The sequence below is a fragment of the Streptomyces sp. NPDC028991 genome (genome assembly GCF_055564775.1).
In genome coordinates, this window is sequence record NZ_JBVHVP010000007.1 from 218,686 (window position 1) to 236,353 (window position 17,668).

Genomic DNA, 17,668 nt, shown 5'->3' on the forward strand with positions numbered 1-17,668 from the left:
CTCGGCGCGTCCGCGGGCGGGTACGCGGCGCGGGAGCGCGCGAACCCGGACGCCGCCGGTTGTCAGTGGTCTTTGGTAGGAATGCAGGCGTGAGCAGCGAGAACGAACCGGCGGGTGGTGGCGCGCAGGACGCGCCGCCCGAGCAGCTCGCGCTCATCCGGGAGAGCGTGCGCCAGGCGAAGACGCCACGGGCCAAACCGCGGACCTGGCGCGGAGCCGCGCTCGCCGGCAAGCTGCCCGTCGCCCGGGTCCTGGTCGACAAGGGGGTACTCCACCTCGACCGGTACTTCGACTACGCCGTGCCCGAGGAACTCGACGCGGACGCCCAGCCCGGGGTGCGGGTGCGGGTGCGGTTCGGTGCCGGGCGGCACCGGGTGCGGGACGGGCGGCGCGAGGGCGGAGGGCTCGTCGACGGGTTCCTGATCGAGCGGCTCGCCGAGTCCGACTACTCGGGCCCCCTCGCAGCGCTGGCCCAGGTCGTCTCGCCCGAGCGGGTGCTGGACGAGGAGCTGCTCGGGCTCACGCGGGCGGTCGCCGACCGGTACGCGGGCAGCCTCGCCGATGTGCTGCAGCTCGCCGTACCGCCACGCAACGCGCGCGCCGAGAAGCGGACGTCACCCGAACCGCTGCCCCCGCCACCGGCACCCGAGCCGGGACCCTGGACGCGGTACGAGCACGGGGCCGCGTTCGTGGCGGCCCTCGCCTCGGGGGGTGCGCCGCGCGCGGTGTGGAACGCGCTGCCCGGCCCGCGGTGGAGCGAGGAGCTGGCACGGGCCGTCGCGGCGACCCTGGCCTCCGGCCGGGGCGCGCTCGTCGTGCTGCCGGACGGGCGGGCCGTCGCCCGCGCCGACGCCGAGCTGACCGCCCTGCTGGGCGAGGGACGGCACGCCGTGCTCACCGCCGACGCCGGGCCCGAGAAGCGGTACGCGCAGTGGCTCGCGGTGCGCCGGGGGGCCGTACGGGCCGTCATCGGGACCCGCGCCGCCATGTTCGCGCCGGTGCGGGACCTCGGGCTGGTGGCCCTCTGGGACGACGGCGACGACAGCCACAGCGAACCGCACGCCCCGCAGCCGCACGCGCGCGAAGTGCTGCTGCTGCGCGCCGCCCAGGACCGGTGCGCCTTCCTGCTGGGCGGCTGGAGCTGCACCGTGGAAGCCGCCCAGCTCGTGGAGACCGGCTGGGCCCGGCCGCTGGTCGCCGCGCGGGAGCAGGTGCGGGCCGCCGCCCCGCTGGTGCGGACCGTGGGGGACCAGGACCTGGCCCGGGACGAGGCCGCCCGCGCCGCACGGCTGCCGACCCTCGCCTGGCAGGCCGTCAGGGACGGGCTGCGGCACGGACCGGTGCTCGTGCAGGTGCCCCGGCGGGGCTACGTACCGCGGATGGCGTGTGCCGCGTGCCGGACCCCCGCGCGCTGCCGGCACTGCTCGGGGCCGCTGGAGGGGCAGGAGTCCGGGGCCGCGCTGCGGTGCGGCTGGTGCGGGCGCGAGGAGGGCGGGTGGCACTGCCCGGAGTGCGGGGCGTTCCGCTTGCGCGCCCAGGTCGTCGGAGCGCGCCGCACCGCCGAGGAACTGGGGCGGGCGTTCCCGGCGGTGCCGGTGCGCACCTCGGGGCGTGAGCACGTGCTGGACACCGTGCCGCAGGCGCCCGCGCTGGTCGTCAGCACCCCGGGTGCCGAACCGGTCGCCGAGGGCGGTTACGCGGCGGCCCTGCTGCTCGACGGCTGGGCGATGCTCGGGCGGCCCGACCTGCGCGCCGGTGAGGACGCGCTGCGGCGCTGGCTGGCCGCCGCCGCGCTGGTGCGCCCGCAGAGCGCCGGGGGCACCGTCGTCGCGGTCGCCGAGCCGACCCTGCGGCCGGTGCAGGCGCTGGTGCGGTGGGATCCCGTCGGCCACGCGGTGCGGGAGCTGGCCGAGCGGGCCGAACTGGGCTTTCCGCCGGTGTCGCGGATGGCGGCGGTGGCGGGGCCGGTGGAGGCGGTGGCCGACTTCCTCCGCGCCGTCGAGCTGCCCCGCGAGGCCGAGGTGCTGGGCCCGGTGCCGCTGCCGGTCACGGCCGAGGGGCGTCCGCGGCGGGTGGGTGCGCCGCCGCCCGGGGAGCACTGGGAGCGGGCTCTGATCCGGGTGCCTCCGGGGCGCGGGGCGGCGCTGGCCGGCGCGCTGAAGGCCGCTCAGGCGGCGCGGATGGCGCGGGGGAGCGACGCGGCGGTGTGGGTGCGGATCGATCCGCCCGACATCGGGTGAGGACGCGCACCGCACGCCGCACCGCACGTACACCGCCGGGGCCCGCACGCAGGAGCCCGGCACACAGGAGTCCGGCACACAGGAGCCCGCCCTCCTCCCGTGTGGACCGGGGGGACGGCGGGCTGGTGGGGGCCGCCGCGATCGGGCGTGGCGGCTCGGCCGTCGCGGCTCAGCCGTTGCGCGGGCCGGGGAAGGCCGTCGGCCGGACGTCGTCGCGCAGGGCCGGACTGCCCGCCGTCGGCTGGGTCGGCATGGAACGCGCGGCCGGGACCGTGGGCACGGTGGGGAGTCCGGAGCCCACGTGGCCGGAGCCCACGTTGACCGGGCGGGTGCCCGTCGGTTCCGGTGCCTGCTCGGGGGACTCGGTGGTGGGGGCGGTCTGGGTCGCGGCGCGGCGGGAGCCGTAGCGACGGTGCACCGCCTGCTTGGTGACGCCGAGCGCGGAGCCCACGGCGTCCCACGAGAAGCCGAGCGAACGGTCGAAGTCCACGGCTGCCGTGACCAGGGTCTCGACACTGTCCCGCAGTTCCTGGGCGAGACGGACCGTCGGGGCGGGGGCTCGTCCGTAGACGACGAAGCCCGTGGAGGGGCCGGAGCGGCGCGGGCGGTAGACGTTGCCCAGCTGGGCGGTGAGGGTGCGCAGTGCGTCCACCTGCCGGCGGACCCGCTCGATGTCCCGCACCAGCAAGTGCAGGCTGGCCCGAGCCTGGGCGTCGTGGGTTGCGTGGTCGGCCATGAACAAGCCTCTCGAACCGGCGTTGAAAGGAATCGGGCCGCGCGGGCGGCCCGGGGTCAACTCTTCCTTGACCAACGCGTGGGTGCTCCGCGGGTCACGGGGTGGGGGCGTGGCGGCATATGCGTGCGCCGTCCGGCGCCGTGTGCGCCTCGGCCCTCGGCCTCGGATTTCTCTCCCACCCGCGCACCGCCCGGTTCCCGCCGCCCGAGCGGTGGGCGGCCGCCGCCGTGGTGCCGCGACGTCGGCGGCCTTCCGCCGGGTGCGGGCTCGTAGACTGGTGCGTCGCCCGCATCCGCCCCCGCCCGAGAGGCCCGTCCCACCCATGAAGCTCGTCTTCGCCGGCACCCCCGAGGTCGCCGTCCCCGCCCTGGACGCCCTGATCGCCTCCGGACGCCACGAGGTGGCCGCCGTCGTCACGCGGCCCGACGCACCGGCCGGGCGCGGGCGCCGGCTGGTCGCCTCTCCCGTGGCCGAGCGTGCGGAGGAGGCCGGCATCGAGGTGCTCAAGCCCGCGAAGCCGCGCGACCCGGGGTTCCTGGAGCGGCTGCGCGAGATCGCGCCCGACTGCTGTCCCGTCGTCGCCTACGGGGCCCTGCTGCCCCGCGTCGCCCTCGACGTGCCCGCCCGCGGCTGGGTCAACCTGCACTTCTCGCTGCTGCCCGCCTGGCGCGGCGCCGCTCCCGTGCAGCACGCGCTCATGGCGGGGGACGAGATCACCGGGGCGTCCACCTTCCTGATCGAGGAGGGCCTCGACTCCGGCCCCGTCTACGGGACGGTGACCGAGACCATCCGGCCCACCGACACCAGCGGCGACCTGCTGACCCGGCTCGCCTTCGCCGGCTCCGGGCTGCTCGCCGCCACCATGGACGGCATCGAGGACGGCAGCCTGAAGGCGGTACCGCAGCCGGCCGACGGCGTCACCCTCGCCCCGAAGATCACCGTCGAGGACGCCCGGGTCGACTGGGCCGCCCCGGCGCTGCGCGTCGACCGGGTGGTGCGCGGCTGCACCCCGGCCCCGGGCGCCTGGACCACCTTCCGGGACGAGCGGCTCAAGCTCGTGCAGGCGGTCCCCGTGCCCGACCGGACGGACCTCGCGCCCGGGCAGCTCGCCGCCGGCAAGAACAACGTGTACGTCGGCACCGGCTCGCACGCCGTCGAGCTGCTGTGGGTGCAGGCCCAGGGCAAGAAGCCGATGCGGGCCGCGGACTGGGCGCGCGGCGTGCGGATCGCCGAGGGCGACCGGCTCGGCGGCTGACCTCCGCCTCCGTGTCACCGTTCGCCGGCCCGACGTACGCTGGTGAGCGCACTTCATCCCACACCCGGAGCACCTTTTTCGTGAGCGAGCAGCCCCGCCGTCCCCGCAAGCCCGGCAAGCCCGGCAAGCCGTACCGCAGGCCCCAGAAGGACCCCGTCCGCATCCTCGCCTTCGAGGCGCTCAGGGCCGTGGACGAGCGGGACGCCTACGCCAACCTCGTCCTGCCCCCGTTGCTCCGCAAGGCGCGGGAGAAGGAGGGGCCCGAGCAGTTCGACGCCCGGGACGCGGCCCTCGCGACCGAGCTGGTGTACGGGACACTGCGCCGGCAGGGGACGTACGACGCGATCATCGCCGACTGCGTCGACCGGCCGCTGCGGGAGGTCGATCCGCCGGTGCTGGACGTGCTCAGCCTCGGCGTCCACCAGCTGCTCGGGACGCGGATTCCCACCCACGCGGCCGTGTCCGCCTCCGTGGAGCTCGCGCGAGTCGTGCTCGGGGACGGGCGGGCCAAGTTCGTCAACGCCGTGCTGCGCAAGGTCGCACGCGACGATCTCGACGGGTGGCTGGAGCGAGTCGCCCCGCCCTACGACGAGGACCCGGAGGACCACCTCGCCGTGGTGCACTCGCACCCGCGCTGGGTCGTCTCCGCGCTGTGGGACTCGCTCGGCGGCGGCCGGGCCGGCATCGAGGAACTGCTCGCCGCGGACAACGAGCGGCCCGAGGTCACCCTGGTCGCCCGCCCCGGCCGGGCCACGGCGGACGAGCTGCTGGGCGAGGAGGCCGCCGTGCCGGGGCGCTGGTCGCCGTACGCCGTGCGACTGAGCGAGGGCGGCGAGCCCGGGGCCGTCGAGGCCGTACGGGAGAACCGGGCCGGCGTGCAGGACGAGGGCAGTCAGCTCGTCGCCCTCGCGCTGGCGAACGCGCCCCTGGACGGACCGGACCGGCGCTGGCTGGACGGGTGTGCCGGGCCGGGCGGCAAGGCCGCGCTGCTCGGGGCCCTGGCCGCCGAGCGCGGTGCTTTCCTGCTCGCCTCCGAGAAACAACCGCACCGGGCGGGTCTGGTGGCGAAGGCGCTGGACGGGAATCCGGGGCCGTACCAGGTGATCGCGGCCGACGGCACTCGCCCGGCGTGGCGGCCCGGCGGCTTCGACCGCGTCCTGGTGGACGTGCCGTGCACCGGGCTCGGCGCCCTGCGCCGTCGCCCCGAGGCGCGCTGGCGGCGCCGCCCCGAGGACCTGGACGGCTTCGCCCCGCTCCAGCGCGGGCTGCTGCGCGGCGCCCTGGAGGCGGTACGGACCGGGGGCGTCGTCGGCTACGCGACCTGCTCGCCCCACCTCGCCGAGACCCGCGCCGTCGTCTCGGACGTCCTCAAGCAGTTCCCCGACACGGAACTCCTCGACGCACGCCCCCTGCTCCCCGGCGTACCGCACCTCGGCGACGGACCGGACATCCAGCTCTGGCCCCACCTGCACGGCACCGACGCGATGTACCTCGCCCTGATCCGCCGCACCGCGTAGAGCGCTCCGAAGGCGCGCGGCGCCGTGCCGCGTTGCGCCGTGCCGCGTTGCGCCGTGCCGCGTCGCACCGGTGCCGCGTCGCACCGGTGCCGCGTCGCACCGGTGCCGCGCCGGTGCGAGCAACCGGCCACGGCCCGCGGCCGAGGGCCGGCCCCGCGACCCGGGACCGATGCCCCCCATCCCCCGAGGGCATGGCAGTCTGGGGGCATGGCCGCGCAGATCAACCCCAGCATCCTGTCCGCCGACTTCGCCCGCCTCGCGGACGAGGCCAAGGCGGTCGAGGGAGCCGACTGGCTCCACGTCGACGTCATGGACAACCATTTCGTCCCGAACCTCACGCTCGGCGTGCCGGTCGTGGAGTCCCTGGCCAGGGCGACGGACACCCCGCTGGACTGCCACCTGATGATCGAGGCCCCGGACCGGTGGGCGCCGCGGTACGTCGAGGCGGGGGCCGGTTCCGTCACCTTCCACGCGGAGGCGGCCGCCGCGCCGGTGCGGCTGGCCCGGGAGATCCGCGCCAAGGGCGCCCGCGCGTCCATGGCGTTGCGGCCCGCGACGCCGATCGAACCGTACGAGGATCTGCTGCCCGAACTCGACATGCTGCTGATCATGACGGTTGAACCGGGCTTCGGCGGGCAGGCGTTCCTCGACATCATGCTCCCGAAGATCCGGCGCACCCGTGAGTTGATCAAGAAGCACGGTCTGGAGCTGTGGCTCCAGGTCGACGGCGGGGTGTCGGCATCGACGATCGAGCGGTGCGCCGACGCCGGCGCCGACGTCTTCGTCGCGGGTTCCGCCGTGTACGGGGCGTCCGACCCGGCCGAGGCGGTACGTGCATTGCGCACGCAGGCCGAGGCGGCGACCGCCAAGGCGTCCTGGGCGTGCGACCACTGAGGAACAGAACGTGAACGGCTCCCATCAGGGCTGATCAAGTGCGCCGAATCTGCAAGGATGAACGGCGTATCCAGAGTGTGAACAGCAGTGAGGAGATCGCCGTGTCGGGTATGTCGGCGGGCCGTTCAGCCATGCGGATGGGACCCGCTGAGCTGGTCCAGGCGGCGGCCATGGCCCGCCGCTTCTACCTCGAGGGCAAGTCCAAGATCCAGATCGCGGAGGAGTTCGGCGTCAGCCGCTTCAAGGTGGCCAGGGTCCTCGAGACCGCCCTCGAGCGAGACCTTGTACGAATCGAGATCCGGGTGCCGGCCGAGCTGGACGCCGAGCGCTCGGACGCCCTGCGGGCCCGCTACGGCCTCAGGCACGCCGTCGTGGTGGAGTCCCCGGCCGACGCCGAGGAGACGCCCGACCCGGAGAATTTGGGCGAGGTGGCCGCCGACCTGCTCGGCGAGCTGGTCAACGAGGGCGATGTGCTGGGCCTCGCCTGGGGCCGGTCCACCATCCACATGGCGGCGGCGCTCGACAAGCTGCCGCCGTGCACGGTGGTGCAGCTGACGGGCGTGTACGACGCCGGGACCGCCGAGCGCGGCTCGGTGGAGGCCGTCCGCCGCGCCGCCCAGGTGTCGGGCGGCGACGCGCATCCCATCTACGCGCCGATGCTGCTGCCGGACGCGGCCACCGCACAGGCGCTGCGCCACCAGACCGGGATCGCCCGGGCCTTCGAGTACTTCGACAAGGTCACGGTCGCCTGCGTCTCCATCGGCTCCTGGGAGCCGGGTATCTCGACGGTGCACGACATGCTCAGCGACGAGGAGCGCGCGCACTACGCCTCGCTCGGTGTCGCCGCCGAGATGTCCGCGCACCTCTTCGACGCCGAGGGGCGCCGGGTCGGGCGGGACCTGGGGGAGCGGTGCATCACGGTCAAGGCAGACCAGCTCCGTCGTATCCCCGAGGTCGTGGCGATCGCGGGCGGGCAGCGCAAGGCGGGGGCCATTGACGCGGTGCTGCGCTCCGGTCTTGTCACCAGCCTGGTGACGGACACGTCGGCCGCGGACTACCTGATGACCTTGGGCTCGGCGCCCAAGTCGACGCTCAACCGGACCGATCCCGACGGAGCCTGACGGCGTTTCAGGTCATCATGTGATAGGTCGGACGGCCGGGCCACCGGGCGTTCACGAGAGGGGAAGGGCGCGAGATGATCGAGGACTCCGCGGGGCGGCTCGTGGTCACGCTGGACCTCGACGGGGTCGCGGACAAGGCGGGCCTGATGGACCGCTGCGCCCGTGACCTGGCGCTGCCCGACTGGTTCGGCCGGAACTGGGACGCGCTCGCCGACTCCCTCGCCGACCCCTCCGTCTGGCCCGCGGAGGCGGGGGAGCGAGGGCTGGTCCTGGTCGTGCGGGGGTGGCGGGAGTACGCCGAGACGCGGCCGGACGAATGGGCCGTCGCCGAGGAGGTCTTCGCCGAGGCGACGGACCGCGGCCCGGGGCTCTTCGTGACCCTCGGTCCCGGCGAGTGACCCTCGGTACTGGAGGATCCTCCAAGGAGGTCGCTGACCAGCCTGGACGATCTGCCCGGGGGTTGTCGGCCATCAGCCGTGGGAGAATGAAGTACGTGCTCTTTCCCCCTGGCTGACCTGTCCGGGGGCCACCTCTGATCGACTGGGATGTGCAGCACGTGCGTTTCCTGAATGACATCCAGCCCTCGTACGACCTGACGTACGACGACGTGTTCATGGTGCCGAGCCGCTCCGCCGTGGGCTCCCGGCAGGGCGTGGACCTCGGCTCCCCGGACGGCACGGGCACCACCATCCCGCTCGTCGTCGCCAACATGACCGCCATCGCGGGCCGCCGCATGGCCGAGACGGTGGCCCGGCGCGGCGGCCTGGTGGTCATCCCGCAGGACATCCCGATCGAGGTCGTCACCGACGTCGTCTCCTGGGTGAAGAGCCGCCACCTCGTCCTGGACACCCCGATCGTGCTGGCGCCGCACCAGACCGTCGCCGACGCGCTGTCCCTGCTGCCCAAGCGCGCGCACAACGCCGGTGTCGTCGTCGACGACGGCGGCAAGCCCGTCGGCGTGGTCACCGACACCGACCTGACCGGCGTGGACCGCTTCACCCAGCTCGAAGAGGTCATGTCCAAGGACCTGATCCTCATCGACGCGGACATGGACCCGCGCGAGGCCTTCAACACCCTCGACGCCGCCAACCGCCGCTACGCGCCCGCCGTGGACAAGGACGGCCGCCTCGCCGGCATCCTGACCCGCAAGGGCGCCCTGCGGGCCACCCTCTACACTCCGGCGACCGACGCGCGGGGCCGCCTGCGCGTCGCCGCCGCCGTCGGCATCAACGGCGACGTGGCGGGCAAGGCCAAGCAACTGCTGGACGCGGGTGTGGACACCCTCGTCATCGACACGGCGCACGGTCACCAGGAGTCGATGATCGGCGCCGTCAAGGTGGTGCGCGACCTCGACCCGCAGGTCCCGATCGTCGCGGGCAACATCGTCTCCGCCGAGGGCGTGCGCGACCTGATCGAGGCGGGCGCCGACATCGTCAAGGTCGGCGTCGGACCCGGCGCCATGTGCACCACCCGCATGATGACGGGCGTCGGCCGGCCGCAGTTCTCCGCGGTCCTGGAGTGCGCCGCCGAGGCCCGGAAGTACGGCAAGCACGTGTGGGCCGACGGTGGCATCCGGCACCCGCGCGACGTGGCGATGGCCCTCGCGGCCGGTGCGTCCAACGTGATGGTCGGCTCCTGGTTCGCGGGTACGTACGAGTCCCCGGGCGACCTCCAGCACGATGCCAACGGCCGCCCCTACAAGGAGTCGTTCGGCATGGCCTCCGCCCGCGCGGTGCGCAACCGCACCTCGGAGGAGTCGGCGTACGACCGGGCCCGCAAGGGGCTGTTCGAGGAGGGCATCTCCACCTCCCGGATGTTCCTCGACCCGGCCCGGCCCGGCGTCGAGGACCTGATCGACTCGATCATCGCCGGTGTCCGCTCCTCCTGCACCTACGCCGGTGCCGCCTCCCTGGAGGAGTTCGCCGAGAAGGCCGTCGTCGGCATCCAGAGCGCCGCCGGCTACGCCGAGGGCAAGCCGCTGCACGCCAGTTGGAGCTGACCACGCCCGGGTCCGGGCGCCCGAGTCCCGACGCCGTCGGGGTGGCCTGACGCCGAGCCACCCCGACGCGGCGCCGGACGCAGGACGACGGCGCCGGACGCATGCCGGTGCCGGTGCCCGGCGCGGCCCCGGCCCGCGGCCAGTAGGCGCCGGCTTCCCGGGCCGCGCGGAGGTGAACCGGCGTCCGTGGGCGGCCTTGCGGGCGATCCCTCGCTCAGTGCACGCGGTTCGAGGAGCTGGATGCGGCCGAGGGCCTCGCCGCCGCCGCCGTCCCGGCCGGGGACAGGGGCGGGTGGGACGCTCGTCGGGAGCAGGCCGCCCGGGAGGCGCACCCGCTCTGGACCGACGCCCGAAAGGCCGCACGTGACCGGCCCGCAGAGATCGGTTCCGACGCGGCGGACGCGCTGGGGCGCGGGCGCTCGCGGGCGCACCGGACGGGCGCTGACCAGGGCCGATTCCCCACCCCTCGACCCTCGTACGCAACGCTCCAAAGCCTCCGCGCAACGAACACGCGCCTTGCCCCGGCGAACGCAACGATCGTGCGGAGATGCGCAAGGTTGCTTCATTACCGAGGGCCCGCACCGCTCGTAGTGTTCTGCGCTGTACGTGGCGTGGCGGGGACCCCGCTCGGTGGGTTCCCGCTCTTTCGCGTGGGTGCCCGCCATGTCCCCGCCGCTCCAGAGGCCCGCCGCAAGCCCGTCCGCTCACACCCGGCGGGCGCGACCGGCAGCGACAAAGGAGTCAACGCGTGCTCGACCAAGGCGCACCCCCGCATCACGACGCATCGGCCGCCCCCTCGTCCCCGGGCCTGGCCGCGCGCCTCATGCGCCGCAAGCCCGTGGAACGCCTGGTCGCCGAGGGCGGCCAGGGCGAGGGCGGCACCCTCCGCCGCTCCCTCGGCCTGTGGCAGCTCACGATGATCAGCATCGGCGCCACCCTCGGCACCGGCATCTTCGTCGTCCTCGGCGAAGCCGTCCCCAAGGCCGGCCCGGCCGTCACGCTCTCCTTCGTCATCGCCGGCCTCACGGCACTCTTCTCGGCCCTGTCCTACGCCGAACTGGCCGGCACCATCCCGGTCGCCGGCTCCTCGTACTCGTACGCCTACGCCACCATGGGCGAACTGGTCGCCTGGATCTGCGGCTGGTGCCTGGTCCTGGAGTACGGCGTGTCCGTCGCCGCCGTCGCCGTCGGCTGGGGCGAGTACCTCAACGAACTCCTCGACGGCACCATCGGCGTCACCATCCCGGCCGCGCTGTCGGCCCCGCCCGGCGACGGCGGCGTCTTCAACCTGCCCGCGCTGATCGTCGTGCTCCTCGCCATGACCTTCCTGCTGGGCGGTGCCCGCGAGTCCGCCCGCGCCAACACGATCATGGTCGTCGTCAAGATCGCCGCGCTGGTGCTGTTCTGCGCGATCGGCGTGCAGGGCTTCCGCTCCGGCAACTACGAGGACTTCATGCCGCTCGGCATGGCCGGCGTCAGCGCGGCCGGCGCGACGCTCTTCTTCTCGTACATCGGCTTCGACGCCGCGTCCACCGCCGGCGAGGAGGCCAAGAACGCCCAGCGCGACCTGCCCCGCGCGATCATGCTGTCCCTCGTCATCGTGACGGTGCTGTACGTCCTCGTCGCGGCCGTCGCCGTCGGCGCCAGGCCCTGGCGGACCTTCACCGACTCCGAGGCCTCCCTCGCCCAGATCATGACCGACGTCACCGGCCAGAGCTTCTGGGGCACCCTGCTGGCCTTCTGCGCGGTCATCGCCATCGCCAGCGTCGTCCTGACCGTGCTCTACGGCCAGACCCGCGTCCTGTTCGCCATGTCCCGCGACGGGCTCGTGCCCAAGGTGTTCTCCCGGGTCCATCCGAAGACCGGCGCGCCCCGCGCCAACACGCTGATCGTCTCCCTGTTCTGCGGCGTCCTGGCCGCCGCCATCCCGCTCGGACAACTCGCCGACGCCACCAGCATCGGCACCCTCTTCGCCTTCGCCCTCGTCAACGTGGCCGTCGTGGTGCTGCGCCGGTCCCGCCCGGACATGCACCGCACCTTCCGGGTGCCGCTGGCACCGGTCCTGCCGGCCCTGGGCTTCGCCTTCTGCGTCTGGATGATGGGCAGCCTGTCCACCGTCACCTGGGTGGTCTTCGGTGTCTGGATGGCGGTCGGGCTCGTGTTCTACTTCGTGTACGGCCATCGCCGCTCCCGGCTCGCCACGCCGGAGACCTCAGAAGCCCAGCAGCTCCAGTAGCTCCAGAAGCGAAGTGAACGACCCGCAGTGCTGAACGATCTCGACGAACGCATCGTGCACGCCCTCGCCGAGGACGCCCGCCGCTCCTACGCGGACATCGGGCAGTCGGTCGGCCTGTCCGCGCCCGCCGTGAAGCGGCGCGTGGACCGGCTGCGCGCCACCGGAGCCATCACCGGGTTCACCGTACGGGTCGACCCCGCCGCGCTCGGCTGGGAGACCGAGGGGTTCGTCGAGATCTTCTGCCGCCGCAACACCTCGCCGGAGACCATCCAGCGGGGCCTGGAGCGCTACCAGGAGGTGGTGGCCGCGTCCACCGTCACCGGCGACGCGGACGCGGTCGCCCAGGTCTTCGCCTCCGACATGCGCCACTTCGAACGGGTCCTGGAGCGGATCGCCGGCGAGCCGTTCGTGGAGCGCACCAAGTCCGTGCTGGTGCTCTCGCCGCTGCTGCGCCGCTTCTCGTCGGGATCGCCCACGTGAGTCGGGGCCGCCGGCGGTAATCGGTGGGCAGCGGGCCCGGTGCCGTCTAGCATCGGTGCCATGACCTGGCGACATTGATCCACCAGCAGCGCCTTGCCCCGAGGGCCGCCTCGGACGCCGTACCTCCGGTGTCCGATCCGCCCCCTCGGGAAGGCCTCATGACTCTCTCACCCGAGCGTGCTCCCGCCACCGCCGGTACCCGGCGGCTGACGCGCACGCTGTACGCCTCGGCGTTCTGCGACGACCTCGTCCTGCTGTACCCGGTGTACGCGCTGCTGTTCAGCGACACCGGTCTGTCCGTCTGGCAGATGTCCTCGCTGTTCGCCCTGTGGTCGCTGACCGGCGTGGTCCTGGAGGTGCCCTCCGGCGCCTGGGCCGACGCCGTCTCCCGGCGGCTGCTGCTGGTGCTCGGCCCGCTGCTCACCGCCGCCGGCTTCGCCCTGTGGGTGCTCGTGCCCTCCTACGGCGCCTTCGCGCTCGGCTTCGTGCTGTGGGGCGCAGGCGGCGCGCTCGGCTCGGGGGCGCTGGAGGCGCTGGTCTACGAAGAACTGGACCGGGCGGGCGCCGCCGACCGGTACGCCCGCGTCATGGGCCGGGCGCGGGCGGTCGGCATCGCAGCGACGATGACCGCGATGGGCCTGGCCGGACCGGTGTTCGCCCGGGGCGGCTACGAGGCGGTGGGCGCGGCGAGCGTGCTGGTCTGCCTGGCAGGCGCGGCCGTGGCGGCCCGGTTCCCCGAGCACCGCGAACCGTCCGCCGACGGCGACCGGTGGTCCGCGACCCTGCGCGCCGGACTCGTCGCGGCCCGCACCGACCGGTCCGTGCGCGGCGCGCTGCTCCTCGTACCGGCCGTGACCGCGGTGTGGGGCGCCCTCGACGAGTACTCGCCGCTGCTGGTGCGCGACACCGGCGTGGCGCGGGAGACCGTCCCCTGGCTGCTGCTGGTGATCTGGGCCGGTGCCACGGCCGGGAGCCTGCTGGCCGGCGCCGCCGCACGCCTGACCACGACCGGGTTCGCCGCCCTGCTCACCGGCTCGGCGCTCGCCCTGGCGGTGGGCGCCGCGGCGGGCACCCCGGGCGCCCTGGTCCTGGTGGCGCTGGCCTTCGGCGGCTTCCAGCTGGCGACCGTGCTGGCCGACGCCCGCCTCCAGGAGCGCATCGACGACACCGGTCGGGCCACCCTGACCTCGGTCGCCGGCCTGGGCACCGAGCTGGGCACCCTCGCCACCTACGGCGCGTACGCGGCGGCCGCCACGGTGACGGGGCACGGCACCGCGTTCGCCCTGTCCGCGGTGCCGTATCTGCTGACGGCGCTGCTGCTGGCCACCGCCGCCCGCGCTACAGGCGCGGCTGCCAGGGCACGACCTCGAAGTCCCCGGTTCCCTTCCTGACCTTCTCGAAGGGCGCCGAGGACACGCACTTGGGCAGCTCCCCGCCGTCCGCGGGGCTGCCCGTCGCGGCCCAGCTGTAGCCTAGGCGGTCGTGGCGGCCGCGGTCGTGGACCGTGACGCCGACCCGCTCGCCCTCGGCTCCGGGCAGGTCGGAGTCGGTGACGACACCGGAGACGACGGCCACGTCACCGCCGGTCAGCAGGCAGTCGACGGCGACCTCCGCCCGGGCGCCCTCGCCGTTCACGTAGTGGCTGAACTCGAACGTACCCGTGGCCTTGAGCGGGTCGTCGTTGTGCTCGGCCGCCAGATGGGCGTCGAAGGTGAACGTGATGTCGTCACCCGCCGACCGGTACAGCTTGGCGGAGCCGGTGAGCGCGGCGGCCTCCCTCGGAGGTCGCTCCTCGTGGGGACCGGAGGCGACCGCGGCGCCCGTCGTCACGGCGGTGAGGAGCAGTGCGGCGCAGAGTGCGGCGGTCATCGTACGGCGTTTCATGGAGGTCCTCTCCGCAGGCGGAAACTGGCGAACTGAACGCCCACCACTCTTCCGGCGCCGTACTCCCGCCACATCGCGCTCAAGGCGGGACCCTCCTCCGCCGCGCGGCGGGGGGAAGGGGCCGCGGTGTGCCTCCTGGGGAGGACCCGGACATGCGGACGGAATCTGAGCCCGCAGCGCTCCGTCCGGCACCAGCGAGACGCCGCGCGGGTGGCCGGGGTGCCGAGTCGTGGGTGGCTGGCGGTGGCCGGGGTGCCGAGTCGTGGGTGGCTGGCGGTGGCCGGGGTGCCGAGTCGTGGGTGGCGGACGGTGGCCGGGGTGCCGAGTCGTGGGTGGCGGACGGTGGCCGGGGTGCCGAGTCGTGGGCGGCTGGCGGTGGCCGGGGTGCTGAGTCGTGGGTGGCGGACGGTGACCGGAGCGCCGACTCCTGCGTGGCCGGCGGTGGCCGAGGTGTCGGGCGTGCGCGGCCGAGGGCGGTCCGGCCGCGTGGGGTGCACAACGAATCGCCGTGGGGTGCCCCGCGAACGCAACGATCCGCTCACCGGCGCGCAACAGGTCCTTCTTGTCCGGCCCTGTCCGCCGACCGTACCGTCTATCTGGCCCCCCGACCCCCGCCCCCCTGGTGAGGAACACGCATGCGCACCGCCCTGCTCCAGAGCTCCGGCCGGCCCGGCTCCACCGCCGAGAACCTCAAGGTCCTCGACGAGGCCGCGGGCCGGGCCGCCGCCGCGGGAGCCGGGCTGCTGGTCACCGCCGAACTGTTCCTGACCGGGTACGCGATCGGCGACGACGTCGCGGTCCTCGCCGAGCCCGCCGACGGCGACTGCGCCGACGCCGTCGCGGAGATCGCCGGGCGCCACGGACTCGCCGTCGCCTACGGGTACCCCGAGCGGGCCGGCGAGAGCGTCTTCAACTCCGTCCAGCTGATCTCCGCCGACGGCACCCGCCTCGCCGACTACCGCAAGACCCACCTCTTCGGCTGCTTCGAGCGCGACCACTTCACGCCGGGCGAGCAGCCGGTCGTCCAGGCCCGGCTCGACGGGGTGACCGTCGGCCTGATGATCTGCTACGACGTGGAGTTCCCGGAGAACGTCCGCGCCCACGCCCTGGCCGGCACCGACCTCCTGCTGGTCCCGACCGCGCAGATGCACCCGTTCCAGTTCGTCGCCGAGTCCGTCGTGCCGGTCCGGGCCTTCGAGAACCAGATGTACGTGGCGTACGTCAACCGCGTCGGCCGGGAGGGCGAGTTCGAGTTCGTCGGGCTCTCCACCCTCGCCGGGCCCGACGGCACCGCCCGCGCCCGCGCCGGGCGTGCCGAGGAACTGGTCCTCGCCGATGTCGACCCGGCCTTCCTCGCCGCCTCCCGTGCGGCGAACCCGTACCTGAAGGACCGCCGCCCCGGCCTCTACGGGTCCCTCACCTGAGCCCCGAGCCCCGCCCCCGTTCCACCTCGCAAGGAGTCCGTACCCCATGACGTCCACCGTGCCCAACGCGATCGAGCACGCAGACGAGCAGCAGCCGCCGATCACCATGTTCGGGCCGGACTTCCCGTACGCGTACGACGACTTCCTCGCCCACCCGGCGGGTCTCGGTCAGATACCCGCGACCGAGCACGGCACCGAGGTCGCGGTCATCGGCGGCGGCCTGTCCGGCATCGTGGCCGCCTACGAGCTGATGAAGATGGGCCTCAAGCCCGTCGTGTACGAGGCCGACCGGATCGGCGGGCGGCTGCGGACCGTGGGCTTCGACGGGTGCGACCCGTCGCTGACCGCCGAGATGGGCGCGATGCGCTTCCCGCCGTCCTCCACCGCGCTCCAGCACTACATCGACCTGGTCGGCCTGAAGACCAGTCCCTTCCCCAACCCCCTCGCCGAGGCGACGCCCTCGACCGTCGTCGATCTCAAGGGCGAGTCGCACTACGCCGAGAAGCTCGACGACCTGCCCCAGGTCTACCGTGACGTGGCCGACGCCTGGGCGAAGTGCCTGGAGGAGGGTGCCGACTTCTCCGACATGAACCGCGCCCTGCGCGAGCGCGACGTCCCGCGCATCCGCGAGATCTGGGCGAAGCTGGTCGAGAAGCTCGACAACCAGACCTTCTACGGCTTCCTCTGCGACTCCGAGGCGTTCAAATCCTTCCGGCACCGGGAGATCTTCGGCCAGGTCGGCTTCGGCACGGGCGGCTGGGACACCGACTTCCCCAACTCCATCCTGGAGATCCTCCGCGTCGTCTACACCGAGGCCGACGACCACCACCGCGGCATCGTCGGCGGCTCCCAGCAGCTGCCGCTCAGGCTCTGGGAGCGCGAGCCGGAGAAGATCGTCCACTGGGACCACGGCACGTCGCTGGCCAAGCTGCACGCCGGCGGCGCGCCCCGCCCGGCCGTGACCCGGCTGAACCGCACCGCCGGCAACCGCATCACCGTGACCGACGCCGACGGGGACATCCGCACGTACCAGGCGGCGATCTTCACCGCCCAGTCCTGGATGCTGCTCTCGAAGATCGCCTGCGACGACTCGCTCTTCCCGATCGACCACTGGACCGCGATCGAGCGGACCCACTACATGGAGAGCTCCAAGCTCTTCGTGCCGGTCGACCGGCCCTTCTGGCTGGACAAGGACGAGGACACCGGGCGGGACGTCATGTCGATGACGCTCACCGACCGGATGACGCGCGGTACCTACCTCCTGGACGACGGACCGGACAAGCCCGCCGTCATCTGCCTCTCCTACACCTGGTGCGACGACAGTCTGAAGTGGCTGCCGCTGTCCGCGAACGAGCGGATGGAGGTCATGCTGAAGTCGCTCGGCGAGATCTATCCGAAGGTCGACATCAGGAAGCACATCATCGGCAACCCGGTGACGGTCTCCTGGGAGAACGAGCCCTACTTCATGGGCGCGTTCAAGGCCAACCTGCCCGGTCACTACCGCTACCAGCGGCGCCTGTTCACGCACTTCATGCAGGAGGAGCTGCCCGAGGACAAGCGGGGCATCTTCCTCGCCGGCGACGACGTCTCCTGGACGGCCGGCTGGGCGGAGGGCGCCGTCCAGACCGCGCTGAACGCGGTCTGGGGCGTCATGCACCACTTCGGCGGGGAGACCGACGCGACCAACCCGGGCCCGGGGGACGTCTACGACGAGATCGCGCCGGTCGAGCTGCCCGAGGACTAGCCGGCTAGGGGGTGTCGTTTGGATCTTGCCGGGGTCGCGGGGCCTGGCACGCACATCTGCGGCGTTGTCGTCGGTTGCCAACGCTCCGCGTCGTCGCCCTCCTCCGCCTTGCAGCTGCACGCACCAGACCCCGCTCGG

14 protein-coding genes are annotated in these 17,668 nt (G+C 73.7%); 12 read left to right on the forward strand and 2 right to left on the reverse strand.

Going from position 1 to position 17,668, the window contains the following annotated elements; genetic code table 11:
• Positions 1-89: 89 nt before the first annotated feature.
• On the forward strand, positions 90-2,240 hold the full coding sequence (locus ACZ4V1_RS17600) for a primosomal protein N' (protein ID WP_468336222.1): 2,151 nt from the start codon (positions 90-92) through the stop codon (positions 2,238-2,240).
• Positions 2,241-2,409: 169 nt separating this feature from the next.
• Here ACZ4V1_RS17600 and ACZ4V1_RS17605 read toward each other — a convergent pair whose 3' ends face one another.
• Positions 2,410-2,976 carry a hypothetical protein gene (locus ACZ4V1_RS17605; RefSeq protein WP_468336225.1) on the reverse strand — a complete coding sequence of 189 codons (567 nt, stop codon included), beginning with the start codon at positions 2,974-2,976 and terminating at the stop codon, positions 2,410-2,412.
• Between the two features lie 322 nt (positions 2,977-3,298).
• Here ACZ4V1_RS17605 and fmt point away from each other — a divergent pair, with 322 nt between their 5' ends.
• From fmt to ACZ4V1_RS17650, 9 genes are all read left to right on the forward strand, one after another.
• Complete coding sequence (fmt, locus tag ACZ4V1_RS17610; protein WP_468336228.1) at positions 3,299-4,231, forward strand: methionyl-tRNA formyltransferase; 933 nt, start codon at positions 3,299-3,301, stop codon at positions 4,229-4,231.
• 80 nt (positions 4,232-4,311) lie between these two features.
• Positions 4,312-5,748 carry an RsmB/NOP family class I SAM-dependent RNA methyltransferase gene (locus tag ACZ4V1_RS17615; RefSeq protein ID WP_468336231.1) on the forward strand — a complete coding sequence of 479 codons (1,437 nt, stop codon included), beginning with the start codon at positions 4,312-4,314 and terminating at the stop codon, positions 5,746-5,748.
• A gap of 207 nt (positions 5,749-5,955) precedes the next feature.
• Positions 5,956-6,642: a ribulose-phosphate 3-epimerase gene (gene rpe, locus ACZ4V1_RS17620; protein WP_468336234.1), complete on the forward strand. Its 687-nt coding sequence runs from the start codon at positions 5,956-5,958 to the stop codon at positions 6,640-6,642.
• A gap of 77 nt (positions 6,643-6,719) precedes the next feature.
• Positions 6,720-7,763 carry a sugar-binding transcriptional regulator gene (locus ACZ4V1_RS17625; protein ID WP_468336237.1) on the forward strand — a complete coding sequence of 348 codons (1,044 nt, stop codon included), beginning with the start codon at positions 6,720-6,722 and terminating at the stop codon, positions 7,761-7,763.
• A 74-nt stretch (positions 7,764-7,837) separates the two neighbouring features.
• Complete coding sequence (locus ACZ4V1_RS17630; protein ID WP_468336240.1) at positions 7,838-8,161, forward strand: barstar family protein; 324 nt, start codon at positions 7,838-7,840, stop codon at positions 8,159-8,161.
• Between the two features lie 158 nt (positions 8,162-8,319).
• The gene (locus ACZ4V1_RS17635) at positions 8,320-9,762 is read left to right on the forward strand and encodes a GuaB1 family IMP dehydrogenase-related protein (protein WP_468336243.1); all 1,443 of its coding nucleotides are present in this window, start codon (positions 8,320-8,322) and stop codon (positions 9,760-9,762) included.
• 748 nt (positions 9,763-10,510) lie between these two features.
• Positions 10,511-11,998 (forward strand): amino acid permease, encoded by a 1,488-nt coding sequence (locus tag ACZ4V1_RS17640; RefSeq protein ID WP_468336246.1) that lies wholly within the window; start codon positions 10,511-10,513, stop codon positions 11,996-11,998.
• A 27-nt stretch (positions 11,999-12,025) separates the two neighbouring features.
• Positions 12,026-12,478: an Lrp/AsnC family transcriptional regulator gene (locus ACZ4V1_RS17645; RefSeq protein WP_003977367.1), complete on the forward strand. Its 453-nt coding sequence runs from the start codon at positions 12,026-12,028 to the stop codon at positions 12,476-12,478.
• Between the two features lie 158 nt (positions 12,479-12,636).
• Positions 12,637-13,869, forward strand: a complete 1,233-nt coding sequence (locus tag ACZ4V1_RS17650; protein ID WP_468336249.1) for an MFS transporter — start codon at positions 12,637-12,639, stop codon at positions 13,867-13,869.
• Here ACZ4V1_RS17650 and ACZ4V1_RS17655 read toward each other — a convergent pair.
• On the reverse strand, positions 13,817-14,362 hold the full coding sequence (locus tag ACZ4V1_RS17655) for a Repetin (RefSeq protein ID WP_468336252.1): 546 nt from the start codon (positions 14,360-14,362) through the stop codon (positions 13,817-13,819). The two genes, ACZ4V1_RS17650 and ACZ4V1_RS17655, sit on opposite strands and share 53 nt — an antisense overlap.
• A 635-nt stretch (positions 14,363-14,997) precedes the next feature.
• On the opposite strand from ACZ4V1_RS17655, the gene ACZ4V1_RS17660 reads away from it, so the two are divergent.
• Complete coding sequence (locus ACZ4V1_RS17660) at positions 14,998-15,786, forward strand: carbon-nitrogen hydrolase family protein (RefSeq protein ID WP_468336255.1); 789 nt, start codon at positions 14,998-15,000, stop codon at positions 15,784-15,786.
• A 46-nt stretch (positions 15,787-15,832) separates the two neighbouring features.
• Positions 15,833-17,530 (forward strand): flavin monoamine oxidase family protein, encoded by a 1,698-nt coding sequence (locus ACZ4V1_RS17665; protein WP_468336257.1) that lies wholly within the window; start codon positions 15,833-15,835, stop codon positions 17,528-17,530.
• Positions 17,531-17,668: the final 138 nt, after the last annotated feature.